Consider the following 17,332-nt stretch of genomic DNA (forward strand, 5'->3'; position numbering starts at 1 on the left):
TGAAGACTTTCTGCTTTAAGTGACCCCGGCAGGATTCAAACCTGCAACCCTCAGAGCCGAAATCTGATGCGCTATTCAGTTGCGCCACGGGGCCTCAATTCAGCTGCAAATCTACATAAAAAGTTTTTTCAAACCCAAGTAAAACTGCAGCTATTATCGTCTTAAGCCAGCTTTCTTTTAACGATCGCAGAGATCGTTTTTCCGTCTGCTTTTCCTGCAAGATTCTTTGAAGCCATTCCCATCACTTTCCCCATGTCCTGCATTCCGTTGGCTCCGGTTTGAGCGATAATCGCATCCACTTCTTTTTCGATCTCTTCCTCACTTAGTTGTTCCGGAAGAAAACCTTCAATAACAGCAGCCTGATCCAATTCGGGTTGAGCAAGATCTTCTCTTCCCTGCTCTTTATAGATCGCTGCACTGTCCTTTCGCTGTTTAACCAGCTTCTGCAACAGTTTTAATTCTTCATCTTCACTTAGGCCATCTTTTCCTGCAGCATCTGTCTGCGCAAGGAGAATTGCACCCTTAACCGCTCTTAATGCCTCCAGCTTAACGCTGTCTTTCGCTCTCATAGCGGCTTTCATTTCGGTCATTACATTTTCCTGTAAACTCATCTCGAAAAAATTTATTAGCTGCGAAGATAAAAAATAAAACCCGAATCATTGGGGGTGATTCGGGTTTATAGGGGAGCTAATATTAGCTGCTAATCTACATTGTCGTGAAGAAATGAGTTGTTACTTCTGAATCTTATCTCATTATCATCTCCGGTTCCCAAAGTGGTCCTGGAAATTCTTTCTTCTCCCGGTTTAGATGTATCAAGATCTATTCCCGCTCTTTTATAGGCCGGTTGTTTCTCGATATCCTCTAATCGGGACACATTATTTCTAAACTTATAATTGAATTCCTTCATTTTAGCCCTTCTTTCTGCAGCTCTTTTAACCAGGCTTTCATTGATGGGACTGTTGAAAGGATCAATTTCTTCCTCCGGTGCAGTTTTCTTTTCTTCCGGTTTAGGAGTACTTTTCACAGGTTCCGGTTGTGGTAAACTTGCTTTTTTGATCTCAGGTTGATTTTCCGGCTTTTGTTTAGCCTTCGGAGACGAATTTTTAAGCATTTGCTCCACTTCCATATAATCATCTAAAGAGTAACGTGTAACTCCATTATGTTGTTTCGCAACAGGGGAAGCCTCTTTAGGACTGTTCACTTCCATATCGGCAGCGTCATCCTCAGTTAGCCTATGGATCACACGTTCCTGAGGAGCTTGTTTTGGCTTTTCTTCAGAATAATCCTGAGTCTGCTGTTTCGGTTCTTCCTCTTCATTCTTTGGCATATCAAAGGTGAACATGAATTGCTCGGGAGCTTCTTCAGACTCAACCATTTCAGGGTCTGTAACCTCAATATCTCTGGCGGCCTCGGTAATGATAAATTCTTCTTCGGTTGGTGTAACCTCTTCATGATCGATCACATCAAAGTTTCGGATTGCTTCCGAAGAGAAGCTACTCTCCGGCTCTTCATCGATCTCATCCTCCTCCTCTTCCAAAGACAAAGTGTGAACAATCTTTTGTTCCTCCTTTTTTGGTGCGGGCTCATAAGTTGAAGCCGTTTTCTTAGGCGAAAGTTCGTGCTCAGCTCTCTGCTCATCCTCTAAGGTGTGGATGATCTTCTTAGCTTCAGTATTTACGATCTCATTTTGTTGTTCTACATCAAAACCGGTTGCAATGATGGTAACAGAAATTGATTCATCTAAGCTTTCGTCTTCACCCACACCCATGATGATATTCGCGCTGTGACCGGCTTCTGCCTGAATGTGATCACTGATCTCTCCAATCTCATCGATGGTGATCTCTTCGGAACCGGAAATGATGAGCAGCAACACATTTTTGGCACCGGTGATCTTATTATCGTTAAGCAGCGGAGAATCCAGGGCCTTCGAGATGGCATCTGTAGCCCTATTAGCTCCTGAAGCCTGGGCAGAACCCATAATAGCGGTTCCGCTGTTGCTCAATACGGTCTTGGCATCCCGCAAGTCAATGTTTTGCGTGTAGTGATGGGTAATTACTTCGGCAATACCACGTGAAGCGGTAGCCAATACCTCATCTGCTTTAGAGAAACCGGCCTTGAAGCCAAGATTCCCATACACCTCTCTAAGTTTATTGTTATTGATGACAATTAATGAGTCAACATGTTTTCTAAGGTTTTCAACCCCAACCTGCGCCTGTTCATTACGGGTTCTACCCTCGAACTGAAAAGGAATGGTTACTATACCAACGGTAAGGATTCCCATATCCTTAGCCTGCTTGGCGATGATAGGAGCCGCACCAGTTCCGGTTCCTCCACCCATTCCGGCAGTGATAAATACCATTTTGGTATTTGAATTGAGCATGCCTTTGATGTCATCAAAGCTCTCCACAGCAGCTTTTTCCCCTACTGAAGGATCAGCCCCGGCACCAAGTCCCTCGGTAGTGCTCACTCCGAGCTGGATCTTGTTGGGAACGGTACTGTTCTCAAGAGCCTGAGCATCTGTATTACAAATGACAAAATCTACCCCTTTTATCCCCTGTTGGAACATGTGGTTGATCGCGTTGCTTCCACCTCCACCAACACCAATAACTTTAATTACGTTCGATTGATTCTTTGGGAGATCGAATGAAATGTTTCCGAATTCTGTGCTGCTCATAAATTCTGTTTTACTGGTTTTGTACTTCTGTTTTTTCTCTTTCTCATAGATTATTCTTTGCCTATCCTACTATTCGGCGTTGTCTAAAAAATCCTTGAATTTTTCAAACCATTTTTCAAATATTGTCTTTCGCGGCTGGCTGATAGTCGGTTTTTCTTCCTGCTGCTCCTCTTCTTCCTCCATTGGCTCCTCATGAACCCCGATCATTTCTTCCTCAGCGATCTCTTCAACCACCTCTTCGTGTGGCTGTTTTTTTACGATCTCAAGACTGTTCAAAACAAGTCCTACCGCAGTCGCGTATACCGGACTGGTAGTTTCTGAATCACTGTCACCTGCCAGGTGCTCGTTTGGATAACCAATTCTGGTATCCATGCCGGTTATGTATTCTACCAGCTGCTTAATGTGTTTTAACTGTGCCCCACCACCGGTTAAAACAATCCCGGCGATCAATTTTTTCTTTTGCTCCTCGTGACCGTAATTTTTGATCTCAAGGAAAACCTGCTCAATGATCTCTACCACTCTCGCGTGAATGATCTTTGAAAGGTTCTTTAAAGTGATCTCTTTTGGTTCTCTGCCCCTTAATCCGGGAATGGAAACGATCTCGTTATCCTTATTCTCGCCCGGCCATGCCGAACCGAATTTCACTTTTAATAATTCCGCTTGTTTTTCGATAATGGAACATCCTTCTTTGATGTCTTCGGTGATCACTCCGCCGCCAAAAGGAATTACAGCGGTATGCCTGATGATCCCGTCCTTGAAAATGGCAAGATCTGTAGTACCTCCTCCTATATCAACAAGAGCGACTCCCGCTTCCTTTTCCTCCTGACTTAATACCGCGTTGGCAGATGCCAGTGGTTCTAGGGTCACTGCGGAAAGCTCAAGACCTGCACTCTTCACACAACGCCCGATATTTCTAATGGAAGAAACCTGACCTACCACCACATGGAAATTGGCTTCCAGCCTGCCTCCATACATCCCGATAGGTTCTTTGATCTCGGCCTGGCCGTCAACCTTAAATTCCTGAGGAAGCACATGAATGATCTCTTCCCCCGGAAGCATTACGAGTTTATGAACCTGGTTGCAAAGGGTCTCAATATCTGTTGCGTCTATCACTTCATCCGGATTTGGGCGGGTGATGTAATCGCTGTGCTGCAGACTTCGAATGTGCTGGCCGGCTATACCTACCACCACATCTTTGATCTTCATGGCCGAGTCGGCTTCTGCCTCCTGGATAGCCTGTTGGATAGACTGAATTGTTTGGGTGATATTATTCACCACCCCTCTGTGTACCCCAAGACTTTTTGCCTTTCCAATCCCAATGATCTCCATTTTACCGTACTCATTCTTACGGCCTATCATGGCAACGATCTTGGTCGTCCCGATATCTAAACCTACTGCGATGTCGTTCTGTTCCATATTTTACTTTTTAGTGCATACAACCTGATCCCCAAATTGTAGATCCACTTTTTTATAAGCGTTCAGCTTTTTATCTTTCATGGCTTTCTGATAAAAAGCCTTAAAATTCATAAACTTTGTTTCAATCTCACTAACGGCCCCAAACAAGACTACAAAGTCGAGTTGCCGCAGGCGTATTACGTACTTCCCGTTTGAAAGACGGTTCAGTTCGGTTACATGCTTGGTCAGGAATTCATCATTTCTAATGTATGAAACCAAGGGGTGAACCTCCGGTAATAGATCTTCAGAAACACCTGTTACAATAGGCACTCTTGCCGAATAATACTGCGAAAGTGGCATTTTCAGGCCGTTTCGATCCATATAGTACGGTGCACGCCCCATCACCCTGGCAAGGGGTTTACGCTGTGTGATCGCAGCCCCCATTTTTCCGTCAACCGTCATGAAAACCTCTGCATTCTCGATCATGTCATGCGCCTCCAGGAGAGTCTCCACCCTATTCAAATCTAAAGTTTCTTTCCCTATGCTACTGACCTTCACTTCATTTTGTATCAACAACTTATTAACCGCTTCTTCAGTAAGATAGAGGTTTTCGCTATTGGTAAAATGCAGATTTACTTCGGAAAGTACACGATTATGATTGCGTTTTTCAGCGAATGCAAATAAAAAGAACACTACGCCAATGAGCAAGAATGTTTTTATGTAATTCCAATTAATTTTCACCTGCCAAATTTTTTCTTACTTTTTCCACTACCTCGCCAATATCGCCGGCTCCCATAAGAACCACGACCTCAGGATTTTTACTTTTTATCACTTCGGAAAGCTCCTCTTTCGCAACCAGTTGCTTCTCCTTATTTACTATTTTTTCCATTAACCATTCAGAAGTGATTCCCTCAATTGGTTTCTCTCTCGCCGGATAGATATCCAACACCAACACTTCATCAAATTTGCTGAGGCTTGTAGCAAAGTCATCAGCAAAATCACGGGTGCGGCTGAATAGGTGCGGCTGAAACACCGCAAGCACTTTTTTGCCCGGATGCATTTCCCTTACTGCCTGGTGTACCGCGGCTATTTCTGCAGGATGGTGAGCGTAGTCATCGATCAAGACCAACTCCTCAGTTTTGATCCTATATGAAAACCTTCGCTGCACCCCTTTAAAGGATTCCAACGCTTTTGCCAATAATTTGGCATCTACCCCATATTCCAATGCCATCGCCAAAGCTGTCACGGCATTCTGTAAATTATGTTTTCCCGGAAGGCTTAATGAGAATCCATTAAAGACCCCGGATTTAGTTCTAAGGTCAAACTGATAACTTCCATTCTCAACTTTTACGTTTATCGCGCTAACATCAGCATCATCTTCAATTCCTATACTTACTCCCTTTAAAGGAAGCCCGTTAGCGATGAATAATTTTCCGTCCTCAGGCACTAACTGAGCGAATGCCCTGAAGCTTTCCTTGATCTGTTCATCTTCTCCATAGATATCCAAATGGTCTGCATCCATTGAAGTGATGGCAGCCAGGTTTGGAGCCAGTTTCAAAAATGATCTGTCAAATTCATCAGCTTCCACAACCATGACTTCGTCTCCGGAAAGAATAAGATTAGAATTATAGTTTTCACTTATTCCGCCAAGAAATGCAGTAACCTTAGCATCTGACTCTTTCAACAGGTGAGCCAGGATAGTACTGGTAGTTGTTTTACCATGTGTTCCGGCAACTGCCAAGGTAAAATGCCCTTTTGTAAGATTTCCAAGAACCGCCGCTCTTTTCTCCATCTGGTAACTATCGGCTACAAAATGTAAATATTGCGGATGATCACTTGGGATCGCAGGCGTATAAACGATCAATGATTCTTTTTCTTCCAGGATCTCCCTGGGAAGGTCTTCAACTTCCATCGAAGTGATCACTTGAATTCCTTCTGCTATTAATTGACCTACCAATTCAGAAGTACTGCGATCATAACCCGAAACATTTTTTCCCTGAGCATTGAAATAGCGGGCAAGGGCACTCATTCCTATACCGCCGATCCCGATAAAATAAATGTTCTGTATGTTATCGTATACGCTCATTAACTTTCTTTACTGATTAACAGGTCGATCTCATCTACTATGTTCGCCGTAGCGAAAGGCTTTGCCAACCTGTTTATATTTCGACCGAGGCTTTGCATTTTCTCTTCAGATTGGACCAATGGGAAAAAGAGGGATTTGAATCCCTGTTCCAGGTGACTTTCTGAAAGCACTACGGCTGCATCTTGTTCAGCGACCGACATTGCGTTCTTGGTTTGATGATCTTCAGCCACATTAGGTGACGGAATGAACATTACCGGTTTTCCCACTATACACAACTCAGATACTGTACCTGCACCTGCCCTGGAAATGATAATATCTGCCGCCGCATATGCCAGATCCATTCGCTTCAAAAACGCGAAGGTCTGCACATAATCTTTTTCGTTATACTTTTTATATTCTTCGTAATAAAGGCTTCCGGTCTGCCAGATCAATTGAAGGCTCTCCCTTCCGAATTCACGAATGTGCTCTTCGATAAGTTCATTGATCTTCCTGGCGCCCAGGCTTCCGCCCAGAATTAAAACGGTCTTCTTTTCGGTATCCAATCCGAAGAACTCTAAAGCTTCCTGCCGCTTGGCATGAACATCAAGCAGATCCTGTCTAACAGGATTACCTGTCATAATGATCTTTTCAACAGGGAAGAATTGATCCATCCCAGGATAAGCCGTACAGATCACATCAGCCCCTTTAGCCAATAATTTATTCGTAATTCCCGGGTAAGAATTCTGCTCCTGGATAAGCGTAGGAATTCCTTCGCGATTTGCCATTTGCAACAATGGTCCGCTGGCAAAGCCACCGGTTCCAATCACCACATCTGGTTTGAACTTCTTAATGATATCTCTTGCTTTCCAAAGGCTCTTAACAAGCTTGACAGGAAAAAGCAAATTCTTAGCAGTCAACCTGCGCTGCAATCCACTTATCCAAAGTCCTTCAATAGGGTAACCTGCTTCCGGTACCTTTTGCATTTCCATGCGGTCCTGAGCCCCCACGAAAAGTATATCTGAATCTGGGTAGCGAAGCTTGATCTCATTAGCAATAGAGATCGCCGGGAAAATATGTCCCCCTGTTCCGCCTCCAGAAATAATGACCCTTAATGCTTTTTTCATATCGCCTCACTTAAAATTTCGAGCGGATTCTCCTCGTCCAACTCCCGTTCCTCTTCCTGTTTTTGTATCTCTTCCTGGCGTTTAGCGCTTACGCTCAAGATCATTCCCAGCGCAAGACATGTCATCCAGATCGAAGATCCACCACTACTAATTAATGGTAAGGTTTGACCGGTCACCGGGAACAATTCCACCGCGACCGCCATATTTACCAAAGCCTGAAAAATGATGGGCAGGCCCACCCCTATTACCAGTAACTTCCCAAAGACCGAATCGGCTTTAGTTGCCACAATTATTATTCTAAAGAACATCATGAGATACGCGAGCATTACTCCGAATGCTCCCAATAATCCCATTTCCTCGACAATGATCGCGTAGATAAAATCTGAAGAAGACTGCGGAAGAAAGTTTCTTTGTACACTTTTCCCGATCCCTTTTCCGGTTACGCCACCGCTGGCGATCGCGATCTTAGCTTTTTCAATTTGATAATCAGCTTCAGTGTCTTCATCATTCGCGAAATTTTCCACCCGGCTTATCCAGGTATCTACCCTGTTAGGGAACAAGCCCGGAAATGCCTTCGCGGTCAACACGAATAAAGCCAGTGCCACAATCCCGGTTCCGATCACTATTCCTAAATATTTCAAAGGATAACCTCCAATAAAAACAACCAATAATACCATCGAAAAAAGTATGGCGGTGGTTGAAAAGTTTGCGGGCAGGATCAATCCCAACACTAATGCTACAGGTACCCATAACGGAAGAATAGACTGCTGAAAGGTGAAGGTCGTATCCTTCATTTTCGCCATGTATCGCGCTACATAGGTCAACAATACAACTGAAGCCAACGTAGAGGTCTGGAAAGTCTTATTTATAAAAGGTATTGAGATCCATCTACTGGCATTCGCACCGTCTATAACAATTCCCTGAGACACCGTGTACACTAAAAGTAAAATAAGCACCGGCAACATAAGGATCGAAATCCCAATAAAATATCTGTAAGGAACTTTATGTACAAAGAACATGATCACAAAGCCCAGGAACAGGTAAATGAAGTGATTCACCAAATACTGGAAAGTACTTCCATCCCCATACAAATAGGCAAGATTACTACTCGCGCTGTACACCGGCAAAAATGAAAATATCGCCAACAGTCCGGCAGACGCCCAAATAGCTTTATCACCCTTTATTCTGGAAAAAAAGTTACTCATTAAAAATGCTCTTTTTACTGCTTTTTAAACTATAGATTTCTTACTGCGTCTTTAAATTGTCTTCCTCTGTCCTCGTAATTCTTGAACAGATCAAAGCTCGCGCAAGCCGGAGAAAGAAGAACTGTATCTCCTTTTTCGGCAAGCCTGTATGCCTCATTCACTGCCTCTTCCATAGAACGGGTTTCAACCATCACATCTACACAGTTCCCAAAAGCATTGATGATAGGCCGGTTATCCACACCCAGACAGATAATGGCTTTTACCTTTTCATTTACCAACGGTAAAAGTTCGGCGTATTCATTTCCTTTATCCACACCACCAACTATCCAGATAGTTTCGCTCTCCATGCTCTCAAGAGCATAATATGTGGCATTTACATTAGTAGCCTTGGAATCGTTTATATACTGAACGTTGTTAATCTTCAGTACTTTTTCAAGCCTGTGCTCAACGCCCTGAAAATTAGAAAGACTCGCTCTAATCGTTTCTTTTCTTATGCGCAATAATTGTGCTACCGTAGCAGCTGCCATAGCGTTCTTGGCATTGTGTTTCCCCTCAAGGGTTAGGTTAGATGTTGGCATGGTTAAGTGGTTATTATCTATAGTAATAATGATTTGTTCATCTTTGATGTAAGCACCATTTTCCACTTCCTTTTGAAGTGAAAAAGGCAATTTCCGGGCTCTTATCGGGTTTTCCGAAAGCCATTTAGCAATTACTTCGTCATCTGCGTCGTATATAAAAAAATCTTCCTCTGTCTGGTTCATGGTGATCCTGAACTTTGAAGCGATATATTCCTGGAAATTGTTTCTGTACCTGTCCAGGTGATCTGGTGTGATATTGGTAAGCACTGATATATTTGGCCTGAACTCTTCGATCCCGTCCAATTGAAAACTGCTTAGCTCCAAAACGTAGTGATCAACTTTAGTCTCTGCCACCTGCCTGGCAAAACTCTGCCCTACATTTCCGGCCATCCCAACGTTCAATCCGCCATTCTTAAGAATAAAATGAGTGAATTTAGTGGTTGTGGTCTTCCCGTTACTTCCGGTGATACCAATGATATTAGCAGTAGTGAACTTAGCAGCAAACTCGATCTCAGAAATGATCTTGATCCCTTTCCCTCTCAAAAGATTAACTAAAGGTGCATCTTCTGGGATCCCCGGACTTTTCATCACAAGGTTAGCTTTTAATATTCTTTCTACGGAATGATTCTCCTCTTCCCACTCTATCTGGTATTCCTCAAGGATCTGCTTATAATGATCGGCTATTTTGCCTTTATCGGAAACAAATACATGATAACCTTCCTTCTTTCCAAGGATAGCCGTACCCACACCGCTCTCACCTCCGCCGAGAACGACTAGGAAATTATTGTGGTCGCTATGTATATTTTCCGTACTCACTATTATCTGATTTTTAAGGTCACTATGGTTACGATAGCCAAAAAGATCCCGATGATCCAGAATCTCACTACGATCTTGCTCTCATGAAATCCGGCTTTTTGAAAATGGTGGTGTAAAGGAGACATCAAAAAGATCCTTCTTCCTTCCCCGAATTTCTTTCGGGTATATTTAAACCAGCCCACCTGCATCACTACCGATAAATTCTCGATCAAAAACACTCCGCATAAAAGGGGAATAAGCAACTCCTTTCGGGTTGCCAGCGCCAGTACAGCGATGATCCCACCTATGGTAAGACTTCCTGTATCACCCATAAAAACCTGGGCTGGGAAGGTATTATACCAAAGGAATCCAACCAATGCCCCTGCAAAAGCCGAAATATAAATGGTCATTTCTCCCGTCCTGGGGATGTACATCACGTTGAGATAATCTGAAAATATTATGTTACCCGAAACCCACGCAAAAAGCCCAAGCGTAAGGACAATTATCGCCGAGGACCCTGCTGCGAGTCCGTCTATACCATCGGTAAGGTTGGCGCCGTTTGAAACAGCGGTAACAATGAAAATAACGATAGGAATAAAGATCATCCAGGCATATTTTGACCATTCAGGATTGATCCATGTGATAAGACTGGCGTAATCGAACTCGTTATTCTTCACGAACGGAATAGTCGTCTTGGTAGATTTCTCTTCAGGAGTAACCTCTACCTTTTCAGCTTCCGCAGAAGAGATCAATTCCACAGCACTCGCTGAAAGTGGTACCTGCGGATTCTCTTTTATGGTAATATCTGGGTGAAAATAAATGGTGGCTCCCACAATAATTCCGAGGCCCACCTGCCCTATCACTTTAAAAATGCCTTTTAGACCTTCTTTATCTTTTCTGAAGGTTTTGATATAATCATCTAAAAACCCGATCGCTCCCATCCATAGGGTGGTCACGATCAAAAGGATGACGTAAATATTATTAAGCTTTGCAAAAAGCAAAACCGGAATTAGTGTAGCGATAATAATGATCACCCCTCCCATGGTTGGAGTTCCCGCTTTTTCTGTCTGTCCTTCCAGTCCCAGGTCACGAACACTCTCCCCAATTTGTTTCTTAGTAAGGTAATTTATGATACGCTTTCCGTAGATCGTAGAAATACCCAGCGAAAAGATGATCGCCATCGCAGACCTGAAGGAGATAAACTGGTATAATTGCTCCCCGGGAAAAGTGTATGTTTTTTCTAAGTATTCAAATAAATGGTACAACATAGTGGTATCCTTCTTCTCCTGAGAGATTTATTTCTTCAATTCTTTTAAAAATTCGGTTACGATCTTCAGGTCATCAAAATCCTTTCGAACCCCGTTCACTTCCTGATAGGTTTCATGCCCTTTCCCGGCAATCAAAATAATATCCTTTGGACCCGCCATCTGGCAGGCCGTTCTAATTGCCTGCTTCCTGTTGGTAACCGACATGATCTTTTTAAAATTCTGTGGCTCGACACCTTTTTCGATCTCCTCTATGATCGCATCGGGATCTTCAGTTCGCGGATTATCGCTGGTGAAGATCACTTTAGTACTTAAAGCCGAGGCGATGTGACCCATTTTCGGTCTTTTGGTACGGTCGCGGTCTCCTCCACACCCAACAACGGTGATCAATTCCTCATTTTTGGTCCTGATACTGTTAATAGTCTCCAGAACATTTTGCAATGCATCCGGCGTATGAGCATAATCAACGATCGCGGTGATCTTTCCTTCGGAAATGACATACTGAAATCTTCCGCTTACGGCATCAAGCTCACTTATCAGCTTAAGGCTTTCTAATGTTGATAAGCCCAATAATTCCGAAGCAGCATAGATGGCCAGCACATTATAGGCATTGAAATGTCCTATTAGTTTGGTCCAGACTTCCTGGTCGTTCACTTTCAGAAGTAACCCTCCAAAATCATTTTCCAGGATCTGCGCTTTATAATCGGCAACAGATTTAAGGGCGTAAGTGACCTTTTTTGCCTTGGTGTTCTGAAGCATCACCCTGCCGTTCTTATCGTCAACATTCACAAGAGCAAAAGCCGAAGCAGGGAGCTCATCAAAAAACCTCTTTTTGACATCCCTGTATTCAGCGAAGGAATTGTGGTAATCTAAATGTTCATGCGTTAGGTTGGTAAAGATCCCGCCCGCAAAATTTAATGCTGTAGTACGATGCTGGGCGATCCCATGGCTGCTCACTTCCATAAAACAATACTCCACTCCTGCGTCATTCATCTTCTTCAGGTAGCTGTTTATGGTAAGGGAATCTGGGGTCGTATGGGTTGCTTTGAAACTTTCTTTATCAACGATGATCTGAACTGTGGACAATAATCCCACTTTAAAACCGGCCTTTGTAAACAATTGATACAACAAGGAAGCAATGGTCGTTTTACCATTTGTCCCTGTTACTCCAACCAGTTTCAGATTTTCTGAGGGATTATCGTAATAATTGGCAGCCATAAAGGCCAAGGCTTGCTGTGAGTCATTAACCTTCACATAAGTGATCCCGTTTATTACATTTTCGGGCATCTCTTCACAAACCACAGCCAAAGCGCCATTTTCAACCGCTTTCTCTATGTATTCATGTCCGTCTGAAATGGTTCCTCTAATAGCGACAAAAACATCGTTGAATTCCACTTTTCGGGAATCAAAATGAATTGCATTGACAGTGATATCGGTGCTTCCGGTCACTGCTTCCAGAGAAACTTTATATAATATGTCTTTTAATTTGATCAACCTAACTTCAATTTTATTACCTGATTTTCAGAAATCTTGCTCCCCGCCTTGACCGACTGAGCTTTCACTTCCCCCGATCCTGAAACCTGAACTTTCAATCCCATATTTTCCAAAACCGATAAAGCATCCATTGCAGGCATTCCTCTCAGGTTCGGCATAATGGTCTTATAGTTCCTGGCCGTGGTGAAATATTTATTGTAATTCTTCTCTATTACAGGGCTCAGCGTATCCAGCTTATTGAACTCGTCTAAAACAGGAGTATCTGTAAATATCTTTTGAGCGATCCTTTTGAAAACAGGACCACTTACATCTGCACCGTAATAACCTACCCGGTTATTGGGTTTATGGATCACAACTATGCAGGAGTATTTAGGGTTTTCTACCGGAAAGAAGCCTACGAAAGAAGAAATGTATCTTGGGTTTTTAGGCCAGTCCTTCATCCAGTATTCTGTCTGCGCGGTCCCTGTTTTTCCTGCCATTGAAAAATGCGGTTCATAGAGACTTTCTCCGGTCCCTCTTTCCACAACATTTTTCATCATCTCAGTCACCTTTGCGATGGTCTCCTTACTACAAATTGCAGGATCTATTACTTTTTTATCAAATTTTTCAATGGTGCGGTCCCACTCTTTAACCTCCTTGATAAATCGAGGCTTCACCATCTCTCCTCCATTGGCTATAGCATTATAGAAGGTAAGGGTTTGAAGCGGTGTAAGCTGAATACTACCGTAGCCATAAGCCATCCACGGTAAAGAAAGACCCGACCAGGTCTTGTCACCGGGAGTCGGAATGTAGGGAATCCCCTCTCCTTTTATAGCTAATCCTAATTCTTCATTCAAATGCATTCTTTTAAGACCATCCACGAATTTTTGCGGACTGTCCTTATAATTATCATATACCAATTTCACTACCCCAACATTCGAAGAAACTTCAAAAGCTCTTGCTGCCGAGATCTTTCCGTAGCCTCCCCTTTTAGAATCCCTCACTTTCCTTCCGTAGATCGTCATGATCCCATCATCAGTGTCCACCACCGTACTGGTATCTATTTTCTTGTCTTCAAGCGCCACGATCATAGCCATCAACTTAAAGGTAGAACCCGGTTCATGAGTTTCCCCTACGGCGTAATTCAGTTTTTCGAAATAGGTACCTTCTGAAGTTCTTCCCAGATTGGAAATGGCTTTTATCTCCCCGGTAGCAGTTTCCATAACCACCACAGAGCCGTGATCGGCTTCATATTTTTCTAATTGTCTTAATAAGGCGTGGTGTGCGATATCCTGGATCTTGACATCTATAGTAGAAATAAGGTCATAGCCGTCTTTAGGCTCCACCTCGTTATTATCGCTGATCGGTTTCCACTGGCCTTTTGCGATCTTTTGTTTTAACCTGTGACCTTCTTTCCCTCTCAAATAAGGACCAAAGGCTCCTTCCAAACCAACTCTTGTGTAATATCCGCTATCATCCTTACGCTCATATCCAACGGTTCGCTCCCCCATTTTTCCGAGAGGATGCTCTCTTACCGTACGTTGCTCAACTATAATACCGCCTCGGTTTGAGCCCAAATTGAACATTGGGAAATTTTTCACCCTGACGTATTCAGAATACCCGAGGTTTCTGGCGATCAAAAAATACCGGTGCTTATTGGCTCTTGCAGTACGAAGGGTTTTCGCGTAGTAAGAGCTTGGTTTGCCAAACATCTTTGACATCTCCTTCGAAAGCGGAATAAGATATTGCTCAAAGTTCGCGTCAGAAACAGTGACCGCATCAAACCTGATATCGTATTTAGGAACCGAAGTAGCCAGTAAGTTCCCGCCGGCGTCATAAAGATTCCCACGGTTTGCAGGAATTACAAAATTCTTATACGTATTTTGCTGAGCGATCTCCTGGTATTTTTCACCTTCCAGAAACTGTATATCCAGCAACTTTACCCCTACGGCGATAGCAAGGAGAAACATGCATGCTGCCACAAAGTAGATACGGTTCAATATGTTCTTTTCGGTAGTAGCCATTCAGCAGTTACTCTTTTTCTTTAATTATGATCTTGGTTGGCGGCACTTCGGAAGGTTTAATTCCTCGTCCGGCCATTTTACGACTGATGGTAGATTCCATCTTAAGTCGCATGAGGTTCGATCTTCTGTCAACAAATTCACTTCTCAATTCCCTCACCTGGTCATTCATTTTAGCGATCTCGTGCACCTTTCTTTCGGCACTGTGAGAACTCCCAATCATAATGATTGCCAGCACGGTGCAAAACAAAATGAAGCGCCAGTTATTGAACGCGTCATTACTGACTAAAAATTTCCCTTTCAGTATGTCGTAAAGACTCTCCTTCATATGCCGTTTTCTACAGTTTCTCTGCTACCCTTAACTTAGCACTGCGGGCCCTGTTATTCTTTTTGATCTCTTCAAAAGAGGGAACGATCAGCTTCCCCACCTTTTTAAAAGGAACAGAAATATTTCCGTAGAAATCCTTTTCCGGCTCCCCTTCAAACATTCCGCTTCTTATATACCTTTTCACCAGCCTGTCTTCAAGCGAGTGATAAGAGATGAGACTTATTCTTCCTCCCGAATTCAAAAGACCTTCGGTTTGAAGCAAAAATTCCTTCAAGGCTTCGATTTCCTGATTCACTTCAATTCGGATCGCCTGATAGATCTGCGCGAGGATCTTATGCTCCTTACCTGCAGGCAAAAATGGCTGCAAAACTTCTTTCAGGCGCTCACTGGTAGCGATCTCTTCATCCTTCCTTGCCGAAACAACCACTCTGGCTATCTTTGCAGCGTTGCGCAATTCACCATAGTTGAAAAGCACATCACGAAGTTGTTTTTCTTCATATTTATTGACCACCTCAAAAGCGCTCAAATTGCTATCCTGGTTCATTCGCATATCAAGTTTAGACTCAAACCTGGTTGAGAATCCCCTTTCCGCGACATCAAACTGATGTGATGAAACCCCAAAATCTCCCAAAATACCATCCACTTTTCGCACTCCGTAAAATCTCAAAAAACGCTTGATGAACCTGAAGTTCTCATTGATAAGCGTAAACCGCTCATCATCTATTTTATTCTCTAAAGCATCCTTGTCCTGGTCAAAGGCGAACAATTTCCCCTTCGGCCCCAGCCTGCTCAATATCTCCCGGCTGTGCCCACCGCCACCAAAAGTGACATCCACATAAACCCCGTCAGGCTTTATGTCAAGGCCATCCACGGTTTCCTTCAGCAATACCGGATTATGATAATTCATTTCCATTAATATTTCCCATTACTTCTTCTGCGAGATCAGCAAAGTCCTCACCACCATTAACGGCATTTTCATACTTATCCTTATCCCAGATCTCGATAATATCTATAGCCGAAGAGAGAACGATCTCTTTTTCGATACCTGCAAATCCAACAAGATCTTTTGGAATCAATAAACGGCCATTGGTATCCACCTCCACGGTCTTCACCCCAGCGGTAAACTTCCTGATAAAGTCATTATTCTTCTTGACAAACCTGTTTAGTTTCGCCATATTGTTCATTACCTCGTTCCACTGCTGCATAGGATACAACTCTAAACAAGGCTGAAAAACCGATCTCTTCAAGACGAAACCATCCTGAAGCACAGGCATCAACTGCTTCTTAATAGCTGCCGGGACCATGAGTCGGCCCTTGGCATCTACCTTGCATTCGTATGTTCCTATTAGATTTACCACCTGATCAGTTTACGATTCAAATATATTGAAATTTAAACCACATTTTACCACTTTTTACCACTTTGTTAATAAATTTTCACACCAAATCAAGGGGAGACATAGAGAAACCAACTACTTGAAGCAGTTTTAGTTGGGAATTTATTTTGTTAAAAAAATATTAAACGAGCTGAATTCAGATGTTCATAAAATTTTGAAAAACCTATCTCAAAAAATAAGAGAATAACCTAAAATCTTTATACTTGTATTGAAATCGCTATATTTGCGAAGCTAACAGCAAAGGCAACCAATGAAAAATAATTTACGGGAAGAAGGAAAATTCAGCTATGTTGAAGAAGGAGAGGGAACCCCTTTAATCATCCTCCACGGACTAATGGGCGGTTTGAGTAATTTTGAGGGTGTTTTCAATTTTTTCCCTGACAAAGGATACAAGGTTATTATCCTAAAACTTCCACTATACAGCTTGTCACTTCTAAAGACCAGCGTTGCAAATTTCGCTAAATATCTCAAGGAGTTTATCGACATGAAAGGCTATGAAGAATCCATCCTCGTAGGAAATTCTTTAGGAGGCCACATCGCACTTCTTGCCACCAAGATGTACCCCGAACTAGTGAAAGCCCTGGTGATCACAGGAAGTTCAGGACTTTACGAAAGCGCCATGGGTGAAAGTTATCCCAAGCGAGGTGATTATGAATACATCCGCAAGAAAGCAGAAAATGTATTTTACGATCCTAAGATCGCAACTAAGGAAATCGTTGACGACGTTTTTGAGACCGTTAACGACCGAAATAAATTGATCAAGACCCTGGCTATTGCTAAAAGTGCAATTCGTCACAACATGTCCAAAGATCTTCCGAAAATGCAGACTCCAACCTGTATTATCTGGGGAAGAAATGACAATGTCACTCCGCCGGAAGTGGCTGAAGATTTCTACAGACTTCTTCCTGACGCAGACCTTTTCTGGATAGAAAAATGTGGTCATGCGGCAATGATGGAACATCCTGAGGCTTTTAATGAGATCCTCTATAAATGGTTGACCGACCGGAAACTTTAA

Annotated in this window: 15 protein-coding genes and 1 tRNA gene; 1 reads left to right on the plus strand and 15 read right to left on the minus strand. The window is 43.0% G+C overall.

Annotated elements, in window-relative coordinates:
• Positions 1–20: 20 nt before the first annotated feature.
• The 15 genes from ACFQ1G_RS06550 to mraZ form a co-directional block, all read right to left on the minus strand.
• Positions 21–94 (minus strand) — tRNA-Arg (locus tag ACFQ1G_RS06550).
• Between the two features lie 67 nt (positions 95–161).
• The gene (locus tag ACFQ1G_RS06555) at positions 162–611 is read right to left on the minus strand and encodes a GatB/YqeY domain-containing protein (RefSeq protein WP_380737774.1); all 450 of its coding nucleotides are present in this window, start codon (positions 609–611) and stop codon (positions 162–164) included.
• 89 nt (positions 612–700) lie between these two features.
• Positions 701–2,674, minus strand: coding sequence for a cell division protein FtsZ (gene ftsZ, locus ACFQ1G_RS06560; protein WP_380737776.1), 1,974 nt, complete (start codon positions 2,672–2,674; stop codon positions 701–703).
• 69 nt (positions 2,675–2,743) lie between these two features.
• Positions 2,744–4,090: a cell division protein FtsA gene (gene ftsA / locus ACFQ1G_RS06565; RefSeq protein ID WP_380737778.1), complete on the minus strand. Its 1,347-nt coding sequence runs from the start codon at positions 4,088–4,090 to the stop codon at positions 2,744–2,746.
• 3 nt (positions 4,091–4,093) lie between these two features.
• The gene (locus tag ACFQ1G_RS06570; RefSeq protein ID WP_380737780.1) at positions 4,094–4,810 is read right to left on the minus strand and encodes a cell division protein FtsQ/DivIB; all 717 of its coding nucleotides are present in this window, start codon (positions 4,808–4,810) and stop codon (positions 4,094–4,096) included.
• Complete coding sequence (gene murC, locus ACFQ1G_RS06575) at positions 4,800–6,155, minus strand: UDP-N-acetylmuramate--L-alanine ligase (RefSeq protein ID WP_380737782.1); 1,356 nt, start codon at positions 6,153–6,155, stop codon at positions 4,800–4,802. The genes ACFQ1G_RS06570 and murC overlap by 11 nt, the downstream gene beginning before the upstream one ends.
• Positions 6,155–7,258 (minus strand): undecaprenyldiphospho-muramoylpentapeptide beta-N-acetylglucosaminyltransferase, encoded by a 1,104-nt coding sequence (gene murG, locus ACFQ1G_RS06580; protein ID WP_380737784.1) that lies wholly within the window; start codon positions 7,256–7,258, stop codon positions 6,155–6,157. The genes murC and murG overlap by 1 nt, the downstream gene beginning before the upstream one ends.
• A complete protein-coding gene (locus ACFQ1G_RS06585) occupies positions 7,255–8,463 on the minus strand; it encodes an FtsW/RodA/SpoVE family cell cycle protein (protein ID WP_380737786.1) in 1,209 nt (402 codons plus the stop codon). The genes murG and ACFQ1G_RS06585 overlap by 4 nt, the downstream gene beginning before the upstream one ends.
• Before the next feature lie 29 nt (positions 8,464–8,492).
• Positions 8,493–9,857: a UDP-N-acetylmuramoyl-L-alanine--D-glutamate ligase gene (gene murD / locus ACFQ1G_RS06590; protein ID WP_380737788.1), complete on the minus strand. Its 1,365-nt coding sequence runs from the start codon at positions 9,855–9,857 to the stop codon at positions 8,493–8,495.
• A 2-nt stretch (positions 9,858–9,859) separates the two neighbouring features.
• Positions 9,860–11,104 (minus strand): phospho-N-acetylmuramoyl-pentapeptide-transferase, encoded by a 1,245-nt coding sequence (gene mraY, locus ACFQ1G_RS06595; RefSeq protein ID WP_380737790.1) that lies wholly within the window; start codon positions 11,102–11,104, stop codon positions 9,860–9,862.
• A gap of 27 nt (positions 11,105–11,131) precedes the next feature.
• Positions 11,132–12,595: a UDP-N-acetylmuramoyl-L-alanyl-D-glutamate--2,6-diaminopimelate ligase gene (locus ACFQ1G_RS06600; protein WP_380737791.1), complete on the minus strand. Its 1,464-nt coding sequence runs from the start codon at positions 12,593–12,595 to the stop codon at positions 11,132–11,134.
• On the minus strand, positions 12,592–14,598 hold the full coding sequence (locus tag ACFQ1G_RS06605) for a penicillin-binding protein (RefSeq protein ID WP_380737793.1): 2,007 nt from the start codon (positions 14,596–14,598) through the stop codon (positions 12,592–12,594). Before ACFQ1G_RS06605 ends, ACFQ1G_RS06600 begins: the two co-directional genes overlap by 4 nt.
• A gap of 7 nt (positions 14,599–14,605) precedes the next feature.
• The gene (locus tag ACFQ1G_RS06610; RefSeq protein WP_380737795.1) at positions 14,606–14,923 is read right to left on the minus strand and encodes an FtsL-like putative cell division protein; all 318 of its coding nucleotides are present in this window, start codon (positions 14,921–14,923) and stop codon (positions 14,606–14,608) included.
• 10 nt (positions 14,924–14,933) lie between these two features.
• A complete protein-coding gene (gene rsmH / locus ACFQ1G_RS06615; RefSeq protein ID WP_380737796.1) occupies positions 14,934–15,830 on the minus strand; it encodes a 16S rRNA (cytosine(1402)-N(4))-methyltransferase RsmH in 897 nt (298 codons plus the stop codon).
• Entirely contained in the window at positions 15,817–16,281 is a 465-nt protein-coding gene (gene mraZ, locus ACFQ1G_RS06620; RefSeq protein WP_380737797.1) for a division/cell wall cluster transcriptional repressor MraZ, read from the minus strand. The genes rsmH and mraZ overlap by 14 nt, the downstream gene beginning before the upstream one ends.
• Positions 16,282–16,567: 286 nt before the next feature.
• Here mraZ and ACFQ1G_RS06625 point away from each other — a divergent pair, with 286 nt between their 5' ends.
• Complete coding sequence (locus tag ACFQ1G_RS06625; RefSeq protein ID WP_380737798.1) at positions 16,568–17,332, plus strand: alpha/beta fold hydrolase; 765 nt, start codon at positions 16,568–16,570, stop codon at positions 17,330–17,332.

The organism is Salinimicrobium gaetbulicola (assembly GCF_042676025.1).
Classification (GTDB): Bacteria; Bacteroidota; Bacteroidia; order Flavobacteriales; family Flavobacteriaceae; genus Salinimicrobium; species Salinimicrobium gaetbulicola.

Bases quoted from the DNA above. Each gene is read 5' to 3' on its own strand.
- murG (WP_380737784.1), bottom strand. From the start codon at position 7,258: ATGAAAAAAGCATTAAGGGTCATTATTTCTGGAGGCGGAACAGGGGGA.
- ACFQ1G_RS06555 (WP_380737774.1), bottom strand. From the start codon at position 611: ATGAGTTTACAGGAAAATGTAATGACCGAAATGAAAGCCGCTATGAGA.
- ACFQ1G_RS06610 (WP_380737795.1), bottom strand. From the start codon at position 14,923: ATGAAGGAGAGTCTTTACGACATACTGAAAGGGAAATTTTTAGTCAGT.
- ACFQ1G_RS06605 (WP_380737793.1), bottom strand. From the start codon at position 14,598: ATGGCTACTACCGAAAAGAACATATTGAACCGTATCTACTTTGTGGCA.
- ftsA (WP_380737778.1), bottom strand. From the start codon at position 4,090: ATGGAACAGAACGACATCGCAGTAGGTTTAGATATCGGGACGACCAAG.
- rsmH (WP_380737796.1), bottom strand. From the start codon at position 15,830: ATGAATTATCATAATCCGGTATTGCTGAAGGAAACCGTGGATGGCCTT.
- murC (WP_380737782.1), bottom strand. From the start codon at position 6,155: ATGAGCGTATACGATAACATACAGAACATTTATTTTATCGGGATCGGC.
- ACFQ1G_RS06585 (WP_380737786.1), bottom strand. From the start codon at position 8,463: ATGAGTAACTTTTTTTCCAGAATAAAGGGTGATAAAGCTATTTGGGCG.
- ftsZ (WP_380737776.1), bottom strand. From the start codon at position 2,674: ATGAGCAGCACAGAATTCGGAAACATTTCATTCGATCTCCCAAAGAAT.
- mraY (WP_380737790.1), bottom strand. From the start codon at position 11,104: ATGTTGTACCATTTATTTGAATACTTAGAAAAAACATACACTTTTCCC.
- ACFQ1G_RS06625 (WP_380737798.1), top strand. From the start codon at position 16,568: ATGAAAAATAATTTACGGGAAGAAGGAAAATTCAGCTATGTTGAAGAA.